Origin of the sequence: Dactylosporangium sp. NPDC049525 (genome assembly GCF_040676755.1) — a bacterium.
Taxonomy (GTDB): domain Bacteria; phylum Actinomycetota; class Actinomycetes; order Mycobacteriales; family Micromonosporaceae; genus Dactylosporangium.
The window spans coordinates 200,634-217,703 of sequence record NZ_JBFAPO010000005.1 but is presented as its reverse complement, the minus strand read 5'-3'; the positions used below and the strand labels follow the sequence as shown (position 1 = coordinate 217,703).

Sequence of the window (17,070 nt, the reverse complement as noted above, 5' to 3'; positions counted from 1 at the left end):
GACTGTCGCGTCGCGACTGTCGAGTTAGGACGGAAATTTCGGCGGCGGCGGAAAGGACGGCATCGTGGGGAACGGCGGCAGCGGATCACCGATCCCGGGCAGCGACCGGGTCGGCGACGGCACCGTCGAGGGGCGCTTCGTGGGCTGTTTCCCACCGTCTCCGGGCGCGGTGGAACCGTCCACGGAAGGCCCAGTGGAAGGCTCCGCGGAAGGCGACACACCGCCCGATGGTCCGACGCTCGGATCACCGCTCGGCCCCTGCGACGCGCCGGAGTCACCCGTGGGCGTGGTCGCGTTCACCTGCGAGGGCCGCCGGCCGTCGCCGTCCAGCGCGCCGGAGAGCAGGACGCCGCCGATCCCGAGCAGAATGAGCAGCAGCACCGCCCCGCCGATGGCGGCGAGGAGCCGCCGGTCGGACCGGCGGTCAGCGCCGGCCGGAGCGTCGGCGGACAGGCCCGCGGCGCCGTCACCGGGGCGCGCCTCGGACTCATCGGCGGCGGCACGGAGCCAGGGCAGCACGTCCGGGGTGCCGGCCGGCGTCTGGTGACCGGCGGGCGCCTCGGTCTGCGGCTCGGCGGCGGCCTCCGGCGCGTCCCACGGGTCTGCCGGCCCGTCGAACGGGGCCTCGAACGGGTCGACCGGCGGCGGGGGCGGAGCGTTCGCGGGGTCGGGCAGCACGGGCCAGGCCGCGTGCACGACGACGTCGGTGGACTTGTCCTCCGCGGCCGCCGCGACCGCGTCGGCGGGGACAGCCGGGCTCTCGACCCGCTGGAGCGGGATGCCGGGCGTGAGCACCGCGGTGAACGCGTCCGCCGCGTTCGCCGCCGCGACCGACGTGTCGACCTCGGCCTGCTCCGGCGCGTCGCCGCCCCACAGCGGCACGTCGGTCACGAGAGCGGGCGCCTCGGCCTCGTCGACCGGGCCGCCCTCCTGAGCCTCCTGAGCTTCCTGAGCGACGCCTTCTTGCGGACCGGCGACCTCCGCAAGGCCATGCTCCGCAACGACGTCGTCCGGAGTGCCTGCATTGACCGCGGCGTCGGTCGCGACGGCGTCCGTGGAGGACGGCGCGGCGAGCGCCTGGTTCAGCGCCGCGAGGGCGGCACCGGGCGCGGTGTCCGTCGGCTTGGTGAGCCCGACAACGGCCTCCGTCGGCGGCTCCTCAGCCACCGGCATCGCGATGACCTCCGTCGGCAGCTCCTCCACCACCGGCGACGCGATGACCTCCACCGGCGTCGCGACAACCTCCGCCGGCGACGCGACAACGTCCGCCGGCGACTCCACGACAATCTCCGTCGACGGCTCCTCGGCCACCGGCGTCACGATGACCTCCGTCGACGGCTCCTCGGCAACCGGCGACACGACGACCTCCGCCGGGGCCTCGGCCACCGGCGACACAATGACCTCTGTCGGCAGTTCCTCGGCCACCGGCGACGCGACAACCTCCACCGGCGACGCGGCAGCCTCCGCCGGGGACTCCACGACAATCTCCGTCGACGGCTCCTCGGCCACCGGCGACGCGATGACCTCCGTCGGCGGCTCCACGTCCCCGGCGCCGAACCCGTTCGGCGCCGTCGGCAGGTCCGCGACGTCCTGGCGGACCGACGCCGCGAACGCGCCCGGCCCCTGCGCCTGCGTGGGCAGCTCGGCCAGCGGCAGCCCATTGGGCTCCGTCGGCAGGTCCTTGATCGGCACGGCCATCATCAGCGCCGCCGACGCCGCGGCCGGCGAGGTCGGCGCGGTCGGCAGCGGCACCCAGTCGACCCGGCGGACCGGGGCCGACACCGGAGCGGTCTGCTCGGCGGAGCGGACCCAGAACGTGACCGCCTCGGCGGGCAGGCGCGGCAGCGGCTCGAAGCCGTCCAGGGCGCCCTCCGCGACCCGCAGCCGGCCCACGATCGAGGCGGCCGTCGGGCGCATGCGAGGGTCGAGCTCCATGCAGGCTTCGATGATCGGCCAGAGCGCGGCCGGCATCCCAGGCGGTGGGACGGGCACGCAGTCGGCGTGCCGGCGCAGGACGTCATTCGGGGAGCCGCCGCGATACGGGCTCCGACCGCAGATCAGCTCGAAGAGCACGACGCCGAGCGCGTAGACGTCGGAGGCCGGGCTGGGCAGCCCACCGGCGACGACCTCGGGCGCCACGTACTCGGGGGTGGCGTGGGTCGGGCCGGCCGGCTGGTCGAGGCGGCGGGCGACGCCGAAGTCGGCGAGGCGCACCGGGCCGCCGTCCAGCGGGACGAGCAGGTTGCCGGGCTTCACGTCGCCGTGGACGATGCCGGCGGCGTGCACGTAGGCGAGGGCATCGGCGACCTGCGCGACCACCTCGGCGGCGACGGCGGGCGGCAGCGGCCCCTCGGAGCGCAGCCGGCGGCGCAGGTCGGGGCCGGCGATCAGCTCCATGGCGATGGCGAGCAGGCCCTTGCCGGTGATCAGGTTGTGCACCCTGATCACCGACGGGTGGTCCAGGCCGGCGAGCAGCTCGGCCTCGCCGAGGAACCCGTCGACCAGCTCGGGCACCTCGGCCGCCTCGGGCCGCATGACCTTGACCGCGACCCACTGACCGGTCTGCTCGTCGTATGACCGCCAGACCGCGCCGATGGCGCCACGGGCGACCTCGGTCTCCAACCGGTACCGGTTGCCGAGCACAGTCTTCGCGCCGGTCGTCGTCTTCATCGCGGACCCCTCCCCATCACCTGAGACGGTAGGCCCGCGTCGATGCCCGGTGACGGACCGGGTGGATCGGTTGGCACAAAGAAGGGAGTAGCGCGGCTACATATGCGAGCGCAGCTCCCACAGCTCTGGGTAGAAGCGCAGCTCGACCCGCGAGCGCAGGTAGGCGCCGCCGGCGCTGCCGCCCGTGCCGGCCTTGGTACCGATCTGGCGCTCGGCCATGAGGACGTGCCGGGCGCGCCACAGCGACCACGCCTGGTCGTGGGCGACCATCGTCTCGGCGAGGTCCCAGAACCTGCCGTGGTGCTCCCGGTCGCGGGAGATCGTGAGCAGCGACGCGATGCGGTCGTCCTTGCTCGTCACGGCGAACCCGGCCTTCTCCAGGGTGATGAGGAACGCCTCCCACACGCTCGGCTCGTCGAGACGCCGGTTCAGCCGGGAGGTTTCAAGATCGGACAGGCCGCGGAAGCGCTGCAGGTACGTCGGGTCCTTCAGGCCGGAGAGGAACTCGATCTCACGGAACTGCGCGGACTGGAACCCCGAGGCCGGGGACAGCTTGTTGCGGAAGCGCAGGAAGTCCTGCGGGGTCATCGTGTCGATCACGTCGACCTGCCCGACCAGGACCCGCTGGATGGCGAGGCAGCGCTCGAGGCGGATGCGGGGCAGGTAGGTCTCCCCCGCGAGGAGCCGGTCCCGGGCGTCGGTCAGCTCGTGGAGGATGAGCTTGAACCACAGCTCGTACACCTGGTGGATGGTGATGAAGAGGAGTTCGTCGTGCGCGGCCGGGTCGGACTCGGGGACCTGCGCGTCGAGCAGACCGGACAGTTGCAGGTAGTCACCGTAGGTGAGCCGCCCGCCCTGCTCCCCGAAATGCGCGTCCTGCCAGTTGCCGGCCACGTTGCCGGGCGATGGGTTGGTCACCACCCAAACCTATAAGGTCACCAGTCGTGACGAGAGGTGCACTGGTCGGCTGGCTGGGTCGGTTGGCAGCGGACGAACTGGGCGCGGTGCTGCGCCGCCGTCCCGACGCGCTCGGCGCGCCGCCACCCGAGGACCTGGTGCAGCTGGCCGCGCGGCTGACGGCCAGGACCGGGGTCGACGAGGTGGTCGCGCGGCTGCCGCTGCCGGCCGTGCAGGTCCTCGAGGCGCTGTCCGGGCCCGGTCCGGTGCCGCTGCCCGACCTGGCCGACCGGCTCGGCGTCGCCGTCGACGACCCGGCCCTCGACGCGACCCTGCAGGTGCTGCTCCAGCGGGCCCTGGTGTGGCCGTCCGAGGACGACGGCGCGCTGTTCACCGCGGCGTACCTGCCGGCCACCCCGGAGGAGCCGTTCCAGCCGGTGCCACCCGCGCCGGTGCTCCTGCCCGCCGACCGGACCGCGGTGCGCGACGCGGCGGTCCGTGCCGCGACGCTGCTGCTCGAGCGGCTCCCGGTGCTGGTGGACGCGGCGGCGGCCCGGCCGCTGGGCCGGCAGCGCTCCGGCGGGGTCGCGGTGCGCGAGCAGCGCCGGCTCGCGCTCGCCGCGGGGCTCGACGAGCCCACGGTGGCGCTGCTGGCGGACCTGGCGGTCGCGGCGCGGCTGCTCGGCCCGGACGGGGTGCGCTTCGTGCCGACCCTCGCCTATGACGACTGGGCCGAGCGGGCACCCGCCGACCGGCTCGCCAGGCTGCTGAAGGAGTGGTGGTCGGGCGAGCCCCTGCGGCAGGTCGTCGTCCGGGCCATGCACGAGCTGCCACCGGACACCGCGGTGGCCGACGTGTCGTCGTTGGCGCCGCTCGTACGGTGGAGCGCGCCGCTGCGGACCCGTGAGCTGGAGGATCTCGGGGCGGTGGTGATCGGGATCGTGCGGGAGGCGACCCTGCTGGGCGTGTGCGCGTCGGGGACGCTCAGCCCGATCGGGCGGGCCCTCGCCGACGGGCGGGGCGTCTCCGACGTCGCGCAGCGGCTGCTGCCGGCCGCACCCGAGGCCGACGCGCTGCACGTGCGCGGGGTCGGCAGCGTGATCGTCAGCGACGACACGGCGCTGCTGGACGACGTCGTCGCGGCCGACGAACTGGCGACGCTGAAGCTGCGCCGGATCGCGCCGACCGTCGCCGGATCCGCGCTGTCCCCTGTGGACACCCTGGCCGCGTTGCGCGCCGCGGGCTACCGGCCGGCCCGCGACGCCGGACCGGGACCCGTCCGGCTGCACCGCGCCAGGGTCGACCACGCGCGGCGGCCGGCGGCCCGCTCCACAGTGGACCCGGGCGAGCTGGCGCAGCGGCTGCTCGTACCGCAGCAGCGCCGGGCGGACCCCCTGGACGTGATCCGGCAACGGGCCCCGCAGCTGCGCCCGGAACAGGCACAGCTGCTGGCGACCGCGGTCGAGGACGGCTCACCGGTGTGGATCCGCTACGTCGACGCGCACGGCCGCACGTCCGAACGCGTCATCGACAACGCGCACCTGTCCGGCGGCACCGTCGACGCGTGGTGCCGGATGCGCCGCGACGACCGGGCCTTCACCCTGGACAAGATCGTCGCGGTCGCACCCGTGCGCGTCTAGTCCATGTGCGGGTAGCGGTGGTCGGTCGGCGGCACGAACGTCTCCTTGATCGTGCGCGGCGACGTCCAGCGCAGCAGGTTGTGCCAGGAGCCGGCCTTGTCGTTGGTGCCGGAGGCGCGCCCGCCGCCGAACGGCTGCTGCCCGACGACCGCCCCGGTCGGCTTGTCGTTGACGTAGAAGTTGCCGGCGGCGAAGCGCAGCGCGTGTGACGCCCGCTCGATCGCCTGCCGGTCGGTGGCGAAGATCGACCCGGTGAGCGCATACGGCGCGACCGACTCCGCCTGCGTGACGACCGCGTCGTAGTCGGCGTCGGCGTAGACGTGCACGCCGAGGATCGGGCCGAAGTATTCGGTGGTGAACACCTCGTGCGCCGGGTCGGTGGACTCCACGACGGTCGGGCGCACGAAGAAGCCCTCGCTGTCGTCGGTGGTGCCGCCGGCCACGACCGTGCACGACGACGAGTTCTTGATCCGGTCGAGGGCCTGGGCGTGCCGCTCGAACGCCCGCCGGTCGATCACGGCGCCACCGAAGTTGGTGAAGTCGGTGACGTCGCCGTAGGTCAGCTCGTCGGCGGTCGTGGTGAGCTGGTCCTTGATCTTCGTCCACAGCGACCGGGGGACATACGCGCGGGACGCGGCGGAGCACTTCTGGCCCTGATACTCGAACGCGCCGCGGATCAGCGCAGTGGTCAGCGCCGCCGGGTCCGCAGACGGGTGGGCGATCACGAAGTCCTTGCCGCCGGTCTCGCCGACGATGCGCGGGTAGGAGCGGAACTCCCGCTCCGCGACGATCCGGTTCAGGGTGCGGAACACCGCGGTCGAGCCGGTGAAGTGGATGCCGGCCAGGTCGCGGTCGGCCAGGGCGACCTCGGAGGTGGCCAGGCCGTCGCCGGTGACCAGGTTGATCACGCCGGCGGGCAGCCCCGCGGCCTCGAACAGCCGCATGGTGAAGTGCGCCGCCAGCTGCTGCGTCGGCGACGGCTTCCACACCACGGTGTTGCCCATCAGCGCCGGCGCGGACGGCAGGTTGCCCGCGATCGCGGTGAAGTTGAACGGGGTGATCGCGTAGACGAACCCCTCCAGGGGGCGGTGGTCGAACCGGTTCCACACGCCCGGCGACGAGTTGGGCTGCTCGGCCAGGATCTGCTGGGCGAAGTGCACGTTGAACCGCAGGAAGTCGATCAGCTCACAGGCCGCGTCGATCTCGGCCTGGATCGCGGTCTTGCTCTGCCCGAGCATCGTGGCGGCGTTGAGCGTGTCCCGCCACGGCCCGGCGAGGAGGTCGGCGGCGCGCAGGAACACCGCGGCCCGCTCGCTGAACGGCAGGTCCCGCCAGGCCGGTGCGGCCCGCTTCGCCGCGTCGACCGCGGCGGCGGCGTCGCCGGTCGTCGCGTTGTGCGTGACGCCGAGCACGTGCCGGTGCTTGTGTGGCTGCACGACGTCGATCGGCTCGCCGGCGGCCATCCGCTCCTTGCCGTCGATCGTCATCGTCAGCTCGAAGCGCTCACCGGCCAGCTCGGCCAGGCGGCGCCGCAGGCTCTCCCGCTCCGCCGACCCGGGCGCATAGCCGCGGACCGGCTCGTTGGTCGGGTCGGGCACGGCGAACAAGCCATCCATCACGGAACTCCCAGATCTCTACTCGGCAACGTTGACGAGGTTTCCTCTCATCTTCCCACGCTCCCCTGAACGGTCCTTCGGGTCGCTCCCGCGTACGCTCCTTGCTCGTGGGTACCAAGCAGGCCGTTCGAGCCGAGGTCGTTGAGCAGCGCCGGCCGGTCACGGTGGTCGTCATCGCGCTCGTGCTGCTCGCGCTGACGCTGTGGTCGACCTACAGCGTCATCGCCAACGCGGCGAGCGAGTTCCTCATCACCACCCTCGCCGCCCTGGTCCTGCCCAGCGTGCTGCTCGCGACGATCCTGGCCGGCGGCGCCGCCGGGATCCTCGCCGTGGGGCTGCTGCCCTGGCGCCGGCTGCTCGCGGGCGCCGTCGGCGGCCTGGCCGTCGGGCTGCTGGCCATGGCCGGGATGCTGGTGGCGTATCACCACGGCCCCGCCGTGCCGTATGTCGCCGTGGTCGTCGCCGTCACCGGTGCGCTCGGCGGTGCGGCGGCCACGTTCCGCCCCCTGGTCGCGGTCACGGCCGGGATCGCTGGCGGGGTCGCCGCGACCGGCCTCGGGCTCGTCGCCGCCTACTTCCAGAACGACCTCGTCGACTTCTTCGGCAACCAGGAGACCGTCGGCACGATGGCGGCGGCCGCGTCCCGCCTGCAGCTGACCACGTCCGTCGTCAGCGGCGTCCTGGCCGGTGTCGTCGCCTTCGCCTACCTGCGCCGGACCGGTCTCGCACTGCCGTGGCCGGTGTACCCCGCCGCCGGCGCCGCCGCCGGTGCGTTGACCCTCGTGGCGACGCTCCTCGGCTGGCTGGGCCGGCTCCCGCTGACCGAGATCGTCGAGGACTACAGCGAGTTCGACGCGCAGATCATCTACAGCCGCCTGCCGGAGCAGATCAACCACGGCATGATCGTGCTCTTCGCCGGCGCCTTCACCGCCATGATCCTCGTCGGGCGGACCATGCGGCGGCCCGCTACCCGATGAGCTGATCCAGCTCCGACGGGTCGAACCACTCCAGCTCGTGATCCTCGGCGCCGTCCACGGTGAACTGCGCGTCCGGGTCGCCGGCGGCGGCCTCCTCCACCACGTCCGCGGCGGCCGACACCTCCGGCTCGGCGTCGTGGCCGTCGACGTGGATCGCGGCGACCGCCCGCAGCGGCACCTTCCCGGCCACCTCGACCTGGCTCGACCCGAGGTCCAGCCCGGCCATCTTCAGGGACTTCTCCGGCAGGTCCACGCACAGCACCACCCGGCGGCGGGGCGCCTTCGGGTCGTGCCGCAGGAGCCGTAGCGCGCTCTGGGCGGCCCGTGTGAACGCGACGTATTCGAGCTCCTCCTCATCGCCTTCCGCGTACCACTCCCGCAACGCGGGCGTGACGGCGTGCGCCTCGCCGGGCGGGGGCAGCTCGCCGCTTTCCCGCAGGACGGCCAGCTGGGCCAGGGTCGCGGGCAGGTACACGCGGGTGAGGTCACTCGTCACGACACCTGTCCTACACCCTTGGTCCCGCTTTTGCCGCGCAAACGCCGCGTGTCCCGATCGGCTTCCTCGGGCCGTCGAAGCCTGTCGGGCGTGAACGGTGGCAAACTGAGCCGTATGGAGCCGCGATTCCTGCTCATGGCCGACGTCGCCGAGCAGTTGAACGTGTCGACCTCGCAGGTCTACCACATGGTCCGCAGCGGCGAGCTGCCCGCGATCAAGGTCGGCGGGCGGGGCCAGTGGCGCATCGAGCGGTCCAAGCTCGAGGAGTACATCGAGCGCAAGTACGCGGAGACCGCCGAGTGGGTCCGCACGAACCCGCTCGTGGAGCGCGCCGACGACGACTCGTTCGCGTAAAGCACCAAGCCCCGTTTTTTCCGGATTTATGGGTACGTTACGACTTAGTTGATCTTGCGTTTGCCTACGTTTGCCTTGACCTGGTTACGAGCCGGTCTTAAAAAGGAGGAGGCAAACGTAAGCAAACGCAAGGATCGGGAGGCAGGCATGGCGCCCACCACGACTCCGGCTCGCCCGCGCCGCCGCATCCGCACCGGCCGGCCCGCGGGCGGCACCCGGGCCCCGGCGACCCCGGGCCCGCCCGGCGCCGCGGTGCTGGTGCGACCCGCGCCGCTGCTGGACCCGCCGTGCGAGGAGACCCTGGTGCGGCGGCCGGCCCAACCGGCGAGCGGCATGGACTTCCTGCCCGGCGACTGGCTGGCGTTCCCCGGGGCGGCACGGGTGGCGTCCTCCCGCCCCAGGCGCCCGGCCCCACCGGTCGGCGACGCCGCCCCGCCGCCCCCGCACGCCGCCGCCCAACGCTTCGTCGGCATGTGCGTCGAGATCCTCAACGGATACCGCCCGGCCGCCCACCTGCGTCAGGTCACCCACCCGAAGCACTGCACCGCAGTGACCGACCAGCTGGTCCGCCGCACCGTCCGGGTCCGCATGCCCCCGTCCCACGCCGCCCGCCAGGGCCACCTGGTCCGCGTCCGCCGCATGCTCGTCAGCGAGCCGCTGCCGGGGGTCGCCGAGCTCGTCGCCATCCTCGAGCAGGGCCCTGCCGTCTGGGCGATGGCCGTCCGCCTGGAGCGCACCGCCCGCCCGGCGCCCGCCCCGCCCACCTGGCTGTGCACCTTGGTCCAGGTCGTCTGAAGCTCCGGTGCGCCCACCGAGGGAGGGCGGCGGGCGCACCGGTCCACACCCCGTCCCCGAGCCACCGTCCCGACACGGGGCAGGACGACGGCTCGCCACCATCCAGCCCTGTCGCTCCCGGGCTGGCCACCTGACAGCGGGGACCCCACCGGCCAACCTCGCGGGCCGGCGGGTCCCCGCTGCTCAGCGGGCCTCCGGGACGGCGAGGGCCGGTCGAGACCCCCGGTGCGCCCTCTGGAGGGGCGGCGGGCGTACCGGGCTTCCACCCCACGGACCTCGGGGTCGCGCGAAGCGCGGCGGCTGGCGGTGCCGTCCACCTCGACGGGTCAAACGCGGACGGACGGCGCCTCGGGGGCGCATCCATTTCGCGCCGAACGTTCAGTCGCCAGCCGCGGAGACGCCAGCGCGCGGGTCGCCGCCCGCGGTGCCGCACGCCACGAGAACGGCGGCGGCTTCGAGGCTCGGACGGCTCGCGGGCAGGCCTTGCGCCCAACGTCGGGCGCCGCCCGCCGCGCACCCTCTCCACCGGGCTTCGCGGGGCCCAAGCGGCGGCGCAGGACGTCCGGCGGCGCCTGCCGCGCACCGCTCCGCCGCACACCCGCTCCGCCGCGCACCCTCTCCGCCACGCACCCGCTCCACCGGGCTTCGCGGGTCCAAGCGGCGACGCAGGGCGTCTGGCGGCGCCTGCCGCGCACCGCTCCGCCGCACACTGCCGCGGCGCTTCGCGAGGCCCAAGCGGCGACGCAGGGCCTCCGGCGGCGCCTGCCGCCCACCCGCTCCGCCGCGCATCCCGCTCCACCGGGGCTTCGCGAGGCCCAAGCGGCGACGCAGGACGTCCGGCACCGCCCGCCGCCCACCCGCTCCGCCCCGCACCCGCTCCGCCGCGCATCCCGCTCCACCCGGCTTCGCGAGGCCCAAGCGGCGACGCAGGACGTCCGGCACCGCCCGCCGCCCACCCGCTCCGCAGCGCACCTCTCCGCCAGACTTCGCGGGGTCCGAGCGGCGGCGCAGGGCTGCGGGCAAGGGGCGGCCGGCAGGGCCAGAAAAGGCCGGACGCCCACCCTCCGAGAAGCAGAGGATGGGCGTCCGGGGTGGAGCTGGGGTCGAACCGGTCACGCGCCGCCGGGGGCGCCGTGGCAGCGCTTGTACTTCTTGCCGGAGCCGCACGGGCACGGGGCGTTGCGCGACGGGCCGTTGCTCGCGACCGCTTGGCCCGGGGAGGGCTTGCGGGCGGCGGACGGTGCCACCGGACCCGAACGGCGGACGCCCGCGCCCGGGGACGGCGGGGTCGCCCGGGTGCCGGTGCCGCCGCCGAGGCCGAGGGCGGGGGCCTCGTCCTGCTGCTCGATGACGACACCTGCCTCGCCGTCGATCGTCGGAGCGGAATACTGCAGGGCGCGCGGCATCCGGTTGCCGCCGAGGCCCTTGGCGCGGATCTCGACGTGCGGCTCGGGCAGCGGCACGTTGGCGCCCGTCTGGGCGGCGGAGGCGACGTCCAGCACAGGCGCGGGGGCCTCCTCGACCTGGACCTCCAGGTTGAAGAGGAAGCCGACGGCCTCTTCCTTAATGCCTTCCTGCATCTGCTGGAACATGTCGAAGCCCTCGCGCTGATACTCGACCACCGGGTCGCGTTGCGCGTAGGCCCGCAGCGTGATGCCTTCCTGCAGGTAGTCCATCTCGTAGAGGTGCTCGCGCCACTTGCGGTCGATGACGTTGAGCAGGACCTGACGCTCCAGCTCGCGGACGGCCTCGGCGCCGAGCTCCTCCTCGCGGCGGTCGTAGGCGGCGTGGGCGTCGTCGATGAGCTGGTTCTTGAGGAACTCCGGGTCCAGCGTGCCGCCGGCCTCCTCCTCGAGGTCCTCGATAGTGACGCCGACCGGGTACAGCTGCTTGAGGTTGGTCCACAGCTGCTCGAGGTCCCAGTCCTCGGCGGTCTCGCCGAGGGAGGTGGCGGCCATGACGTAGTCGCCGACGACCCCGTCGATCATGTTGCGGACCTGCTCGCTGAGGTCCTCGCCGTCCAGGACGCGCTTGCGCTCGGCGTAGATGACCTTGCGCTGCTTGTTGAGGACCTCGTCGTACTTGAGGACGTTCTTGCGGATCTCGGCGTTCTGGGCCTCGATCTGGGTCTGGGCGCTCTTGATCTGGCGGGTGACCATCTTGGACTCGATGGGCACGTCCTCCGGGATGTTGAAGCGGTCCATGACCGCCTCGACCGCGCTGGCCCGGAAGCGGCGCATCAGCTCGTCCTGCAGCGACAGGTAGAAGCGGGACTCGCCCGGGTCGCCCTGACGGCCGGAGCGGCCGCGCAGCTGGTTGTCGATCCGGCGGGACTCGTGCCGCTCGGTGCCCAGCACATAGAGCCCGCCGACGTCGGTGACCTCGTCGGACTCGTCCTCGACGAGCTTCTCCCAGCGAGGCAGGGCGTCGGCGAACGCGGCCTCGTATTCCTCCGGGTTCTCCTCCTCGGTGACGCCGCGCTGGCGCAGCTCGGCGGCGGCGAGGTATTCGGCGTTGCCGCCGAGGAGGATGTCGGTGCCACGGCCGGCCATGTTGGTGGCGACGGTGACGGCGCCCCGGCGGCCGGCCTGCGCGATGATCTCGGCCTCTTTGGCGTGGAACTTCGCGTTGAGGACCGCGTGGGCGACGCCACGCTTGCGCAGCAGCTGCGAGAGCAGCTCGGACTTCTCCACCGAGACGGTGCCGACGAGGATCGGCTGGCCGAGGGCGTGCCGCTCGACGATGTCGTCGACGACGGCGTTGTACTTCGCCTTCTCCGACTTGTAGATCACGTCGGGGTGGTCGACCCGGACCATGGAGCGGTGCGTCGGGATGCTGATGACGCCGACGCCGTAGACCTTGTTGAACTCGGCGGCCTCGGTCTGGGCGGTGCCTGTCATGCCCGACAGCTTCGAATACAGGCGGAAGAAGTTCTGCAGCGTGATCGAGGCGAGGGTCTGGTTCTCCTGCTTGATCTCGACGCCTTCTTTGGCCTCGATGGCCTGGTGCATGCCCTCGTTGTAGCGCCGGCCGTGCAGGATGCGGCCGGTGAACTCGTCGACGATGAGGACCTCGCCGTCGTTGACGACGTAGTCCTTGTCGAGCTTGTAGAGCTCCTTGGCCTTGATGGCGTTGTTCAGGTAGCCGACCAGCGGGGTGTTGACCGACTCGTAGAGGTTGTCGATGCCGAGCTGGTCCTCGACCTTGCCGACGCCGCGCTCGGTGACGGAGATCGTGCGCTTGGACTCGTCGACCTCGTAGTCGCCCTCGCCGTCCTTGCCGCGCTTCATCCGGCTGACCACGCGGGAGAACTCCTGATACCACCGGGCGGACTGCTCAGCCGGGCCGGCGATGATCAGCGGGGTGCGGGCCTCGTCGATCAGGATGGAGTCGACCTCGTCGACGATCGCGAAGTTGTGACCCCGCTGCACGAGCTCGTCGCGCGACCACGCCATGTTGTCGCGCAGGTAGTCGAAGCCGAACTCATTGTTGGTGCCATACGTGATGTCGCAGTCATACGCGGCGCGGTGCGCCGATGACGGCTGGTTGGGCAGCACGGTGCCGACCGTGAGCCCGAGGAACTGGTGCACCCGGCCCATCCACTCGGCGTCGCGCTGGGCGAGGTAGTCGTTGGTGGTGATGACGTGCACGCCCTTGCCCGAGAGCGCGTTGAGATAGGCCGGGAGCACGCAGGTGAGCGTCTTGCCCTCACCGGTCTTCATCTCGGCGATGTTGCCGTAGTGCAGGGCGGCGCCGCCCATGACCTGCACGTCGTAGTGGCGCTGCCCGAGCACCCGCGAGGCCGCCTCGCGGGCCACCGCGAACGCCTCGGGCAGGATGTCGTCCAACGTCTGACCGTCGGCAAGCCGCTCCTTGAACTGGTTCGTCATGTCGGCCAGCTCTTCGTCGGACAGGTCGGCGTACTCCTCCTCCAGCGAGTTGACGGCGTTGGCGACAGCCTTCAACCGCCGCACCTGGCGACCTTCGCCGGCGCGGAGGATCTTCTCGAAAATCGACACGGGTCAGCGCTCCCTCAAACGTCTGCGACCCATCGTAGGCGGCTTCTCGACCGAACTGACGCCCCCGCCCACCCGCTCTACGGACACGAAGGGACAGAGTAGTACAAATCACCCTCAGGTACCGAAGAAATATCCGCCGACAGCAGGCACATTTGGGGCAGGATCGGCGAACATGGAGCCGATCGAACTGACCACCGGCGACGGGCTCGTCCTGCGCGCCTGGCAGGAGGACGACGCCGAAGACGTCTTCCGCGCCTGCCAGGATCCCCTGATCCAGCGCTGGACCATGGTGCCGGTGCCCTACCTGCGCGAACAGGCGCTGGCCTACGTGCGGGAGATGTCGCGGGCCGCCTGGGCCACCGCCACGTCGGCCCCGTTGGGGGTGTTCGACGCCCGCACGGGTGAACTGCTCGCCTCCGCCGGCCTGGTCACCCTCGACCTGCGCAACAAGCACGCCGAGCTGGGCACCTGGGTGGCGCCGTGGGCCCGCGGCCGGCGGGTCGCCGAGCGGGCCGGGCGGGCGGTCGCGCACTGGGCGTTCGAGGTCCTCGGGCTCACCAGGCTGGTCTGGCGCGCCGAGGTCGGCAACCACGCCTCGAAGCTCAGCGCCGAGCGGATCGGCTTCACGTTCGACGGCGTGGTCCGCGCGCTGCTGCCGGACAAGGAGGGCGGGTTCGTCGACGGCTGGCACGGGGTGCTGCTCCCCGGCGAGGTCTGCGACACCCCCCCGCCGTGGGTCGGTCCGGGCGGGCCCGGCGCGCTGCGCGCCGAGACGTTCGGCAACCCGCCGGTCCGCCTGCCCGCCGGCCCCGGCACGCTCCGGTTGGTCCGGGAGAGCGACCTGGACGACCTGGTGGCGACGTTCCGCGACCGGGACACCGTCGAGTGGACGTCGGTCCCGCTGGACTATGGTCCGGAGCACGCCATGGACTTCATCCACCACCGGTATCCGAACGGCTGGCTGCACGGCACCGGCGTCGGCTTCGTGCTCGCGGACCCCGACGACCGGTTCGCCGGCACCATCGACCTGCGGATCAGCCCGGCCGACCCGGTGACCGCCGAGCTGGGCTTCTCCTCGGCGCCGTGGATCCGGGGCAAGGGATACATGACCGAGGCGGCGCGGGCGATCTGCGGCTTCGGTTTCGACCGGCTCGCGCTGGGCCGGATCGTCTGGCGCGCGCACGTGGGCAACATCGCATCGAGGAGGGTCGCGGAGAAGGTGGGATTCGTGGTTGAAGGAGTGCAACGCGACAGTTGCGAGCAGCGCGGCATGCGGCTCGACGGCTGGGTGGCCACGCTGCTGAAGCAGGACCTGAAATGACCGTCACGCTCAGGCCGTTCCGGGACGACGACGCCGACGCGGTCGCCGAGGCGTGCGGCGACCCGGCCATCGCACGGTTCCTGCCGTTCCTGCCGCAGCCGTACACCCGCGACGACGCCCTGGCGTTCTTCCGGCACAGGCCCGACGACCTGGCCGTCGTCGACCCCGGGACCGACCGGGTGCTCGGCTCGATCGGATCGACACTCCGCCGTGAAGGCGTCGCCGAGGTCGGTTACTGGGTCGCGCCGTGGGCTCGCCGCCAGGGGGTCGCCTCGGCCGCGCTGAACCAGTTCGCCACCAGGCTGTTCGAGCAGGGGCTGGAGCGGCTGTACCTGACAACGGCGCTGACGAACGGCGCCAGCCAGCGGGTGGCGGTCGCCGGCGGGTTCATCCGGGAAGGCATCGCGCGCGGCTCGACGCGGAGCCGGGACGGCGGCCGGCAGGACATGGTGGTGTGGGCCCGGCTCCCCGGCGATCCCCCGGGGCCGAGCGCCAGGGCGCTGCCCGATCTGCCCGGTGGCTCGCTGACCGACGGCGTCGTCACGCTGCGGCCGATCCTCGAGGAGGACGGGCCCAGCACGTACCAGATGCGCAGCCTGCCGGACGTCAGCGGCAGGTCGGTCGTCGGCACGCCGATGGACCCCGCCGTCGTGACCCGCCAGTGCGCCGAGTCGGTGTCGAAGTGGCTCGCCGGGCAGCGGGCGGAGATGACGATCCGCAGCGCCGCCGACGGCACCTACCTCGGCGAGATCATGCTGTACTACGCGGAGCCGTTCCTGCGCGAGGCGATGCTCGGCTACAGCCTGACCCCGCAGGCCCGCGGCAATGGCTACGCGTCCCGCGCCGCCCGGCTGGTCACCGACTGGGGCTTCGAGATCGGCATGTCGCGCATGATCGCCGGCACCGCACCGGACAACATCGCGTCCCAGCGGGTCCTGGAGGCCGCCGGGTATCACCGCGAGGGCCTGCAGCGCAGCCGGCTGCCGGGGCCGGACGGCACCCGGATCGACAACGTCCAGTTCGCCAAGTTGCGCCCGGCGGCCACCTAGGCGTCATATGGCGTTGCGGTGCGCCCGCGACAGTCAGGGCATGCGTCGACGTGCAGTGATCTCCGGCATTTCCGTGGCCGCCGGGGCGGCGGTCCTCCCACAGACCCTCGTCAGCCCCGCGTACGCCCACGACAGCCGCCCGCCGAAGCCTGCCCGGCCGCTCGTCATCGGCCACCGGGGCGCGAGCGGCCACCGCCCCGAGCACACCCTGGCCTCCTACCGCCTGGCGATCGCCCTGGGCGCGGACTTCATCGAGCCCGACCTCGTCCCCACGAAGGACGGCCAGCTGGTCGCCCGGCACGAGAACGAGATCTCGGGGACCACCAACGTGGCGTCGAGGCCGCAGTTCGCGGCCCGCCAGACCACGAAGACCATCGACGGGGTCGCGGTCACCGGCTGGTTCACGGAGGACTTCACGCTCGCGGAGCTCAAGACGCTGCGCGCGGTCGAGCGGCTGCCCGCAGTCCGCCCGCACAACACGATCTACGACGGGCTCTTCGAGATCCCGACCCTGCAGGAGGTCATCGACCTCGCCCGCTCCGCCGGCGTCGGCATCTACCCGGAGACCAAGCACCCGACGTACTTCACGTCCATCGGGCTGGCCCTCGAGCCGCTGCTCGCCCGCGTCCTCAAGCGCAACGGGCTGGCCGGTCGCAACGCGCACGTCTTCCTGCAGTCCTTCGAGCCGACCAGCATCAAGAAGCTGCGCGGCCTGGTCGACACCCCGTCGGTGGTGCTGCTCGACGCGGTCGGCGCGCCGTTCGACTTCCGCAGCAGCGGCGACCCGCGCACCTGGGCGGACCTGGCCACGCCGGCCGGGCTGGACTACCTGAAGGCTTTCACCAACGGCGTCGGCGCGACCAAGAACCTGGTCATCGCCCGCGACGCGGCCGGCAACCTGCTCCAGCCGACCGCGCTGATCCGCGACGCGCACGCGCGCGGCCTGAAGGTGCACTCCTGGACGTTCCGCAACGAGAACCAGTTCCTGCCGCTGAACCTGCGCAAGGGCACCGACCCCAACGCGTGGGGCGACGTGATCGGCGAGATCAGGACCTTCCTCGCGGCCGGGCTCGACGGCGTCTTCGCCGACTACCCCGACACCGCGGTCCTGGCCCGCGACCTGTAACGGTGAACGTCGGGGGGGCGGGGGGGCCCCGCCCCCCCCCAAGACGCCCACGAGGGGGGGCAAAAACACCATAACACACGATTGAAAAACTAGTCAAAACAATAAAAAAA

General features: G+C 72.5%; 12 protein-coding genes. 7 read left to right on the top strand and 5 right to left on the bottom strand.

Annotation, left to right across the window (positions count from 1 at the left end; genetic code table 11):
* Window positions 1-24 precede the first annotated feature (24 nt).
* Complete coding sequence (locus AB0K00_RS11335) at window positions 25-2,670, bottom strand: protein kinase (RefSeq protein WP_363518699.1); 2,646 nt, start codon at window positions 2,668-2,670, stop codon at window positions 25-27.
* 96 nt (window positions 2,671-2,766) lie between these two features.
* Window positions 2,767-3,588, bottom strand: a complete 822-nt coding sequence (locus AB0K00_RS11330; protein WP_363518696.1) for a tryptophan 2,3-dioxygenase family protein — start codon at window positions 3,586-3,588, stop codon at window positions 2,767-2,769.
* Between the two features lie 26 nt (window positions 3,589-3,614).
* Between AB0K00_RS11330 and AB0K00_RS11325 the strand changes: the two genes are divergently transcribed.
* Window positions 3,615-5,207 (top strand): hypothetical protein, encoded by a 1,593-nt coding sequence (locus AB0K00_RS11325; RefSeq protein WP_363518693.1) that lies wholly within the window; start codon window positions 3,615-3,617, stop codon window positions 5,205-5,207.
* On the opposite strand, the gene pruA is transcribed toward AB0K00_RS11325, so the two are convergent.
* Window positions 5,204-6,823: an L-glutamate gamma-semialdehyde dehydrogenase gene (gene pruA, locus AB0K00_RS11320; protein ID WP_363518690.1), complete on the bottom strand. Its 1,620-nt coding sequence runs from the start codon at window positions 6,821-6,823 to the stop codon at window positions 5,204-5,206. The genes AB0K00_RS11325 and pruA overlap by 4 nt on opposite strands.
* Window positions 6,824-6,930: 107 nt before the next feature.
* Here pruA and AB0K00_RS11315 point away from each other — a divergent pair, with 107 nt between their 5' ends.
* Complete coding sequence (locus AB0K00_RS11315) at window positions 6,931-7,800, top strand: hypothetical protein (protein ID WP_363518688.1); 870 nt, start codon at window positions 6,931-6,933, stop codon at window positions 7,798-7,800.
* Here the strand turns inward: AB0K00_RS11315 and AB0K00_RS11310 are convergent.
* The gene (locus AB0K00_RS11310) at window positions 7,790-8,296 is read right to left on the bottom strand and encodes a hypothetical protein (protein ID WP_363518685.1); all 507 of its coding nucleotides are present in this window, start codon (window positions 8,294-8,296) and stop codon (window positions 7,790-7,792) included. The genes AB0K00_RS11315 and AB0K00_RS11310 overlap by 11 nt on opposite strands.
* Window positions 8,297-8,410: 114 nt before the next feature.
* On the opposite strand from AB0K00_RS11310, the gene AB0K00_RS11305 reads away from it, so the two are divergent.
* Window positions 8,411-8,650 (top strand): helix-turn-helix domain-containing protein, encoded by a 240-nt coding sequence (locus AB0K00_RS11305; protein ID WP_363518682.1) that lies wholly within the window; start codon window positions 8,411-8,413, stop codon window positions 8,648-8,650.
* Between the two features lie 147 nt (window positions 8,651-8,797).
* Window positions 8,798-9,445 carry an Rv3235 family protein gene (locus AB0K00_RS11300; protein ID WP_363518680.1) on the top strand — a complete coding sequence of 216 codons (648 nt, stop codon included), beginning with the start codon at window positions 8,798-8,800 and terminating at the stop codon, window positions 9,443-9,445.
* Window positions 9,446-10,557: 1,112 nt separating this feature from the next.
* On the opposite strand, the gene secA is transcribed toward AB0K00_RS11300, so the two are convergent.
* Entirely contained in the window at window positions 10,558-13,464 is a 2,907-nt protein-coding gene (gene secA / locus AB0K00_RS11295) for a preprotein translocase subunit SecA (RefSeq protein ID WP_363518677.1), read from the bottom strand.
* A 172-nt stretch (window positions 13,465-13,636) separates the two neighbouring features.
* Here secA and AB0K00_RS11290 point away from each other — a divergent pair, with 172 nt between their 5' ends.
* From AB0K00_RS11290 to AB0K00_RS11280, 3 genes are read left to right on the top strand one after another with little or no spacing between them, the layout of a single operon-like run.
* A complete protein-coding gene (locus AB0K00_RS11290; protein WP_363518674.1) occupies window positions 13,637-14,785 on the top strand; it encodes a GNAT family N-acetyltransferase in 1,149 nt (382 codons plus the stop codon).
* Window positions 14,782-15,834 (top strand): GNAT family N-acetyltransferase, encoded by a 1,053-nt coding sequence (locus AB0K00_RS11285; protein ID WP_363518671.1) that lies wholly within the window; start codon window positions 14,782-14,784, stop codon window positions 15,832-15,834. Before AB0K00_RS11290 ends, AB0K00_RS11285 begins: the two co-directional genes overlap by 4 nt.
* A gap of 40 nt (window positions 15,835-15,874) precedes the next feature.
* The gene (locus AB0K00_RS11280) at window positions 15,875-16,960 is read left to right on the top strand and encodes a glycerophosphodiester phosphodiesterase (protein WP_363518668.1); all 1,086 of its coding nucleotides are present in this window, start codon (window positions 15,875-15,877) and stop codon (window positions 16,958-16,960) included.
* The last annotated feature ends 110 nt before the right edge of the window (window positions 16,961-17,070 follow it).

What these genes read in the sequence shown, in the direction of transcription:
- AB0K00_RS11335 (WP_363518699.1), bottom strand. Translation starts at nt 2,670, where the DNA reads ATGAAGACGACGACCGGCGCGAAGACTGTGCTCGGCAACCGGTACCGG.
- pruA (WP_363518690.1), bottom strand. Translation starts at nt 6,823, where the DNA reads ATGGATGGCTTGTTCGCCGTGCCCGACCCGACCAACGAGCCGGTCCGC.
- AB0K00_RS11305 (WP_363518682.1), top strand. Translation starts at nt 8,411, where the DNA reads ATGGAGCCGCGATTCCTGCTCATGGCCGACGTCGCCGAGCAGTTGAAC.
- AB0K00_RS11300 (WP_363518680.1), top strand. Translation starts at nt 8,798, where the DNA reads ATGGCGCCCACCACGACTCCGGCTCGCCCGCGCCGCCGCATCCGCACC.
- AB0K00_RS11290 (WP_363518674.1), top strand. Translation starts at nt 13,637, where the DNA reads ATGGAGCCGATCGAACTGACCACCGGCGACGGGCTCGTCCTGCGCGCC.
- AB0K00_RS11285 (WP_363518671.1), top strand. Translation starts at nt 14,782, where the DNA reads ATGACCGTCACGCTCAGGCCGTTCCGGGACGACGACGCCGACGCGGTC.
- AB0K00_RS11280 (WP_363518668.1), top strand. Translation starts at nt 15,875, where the DNA reads ATGCGTCGACGTGCAGTGATCTCCGGCATTTCCGTGGCCGCCGGGGCG.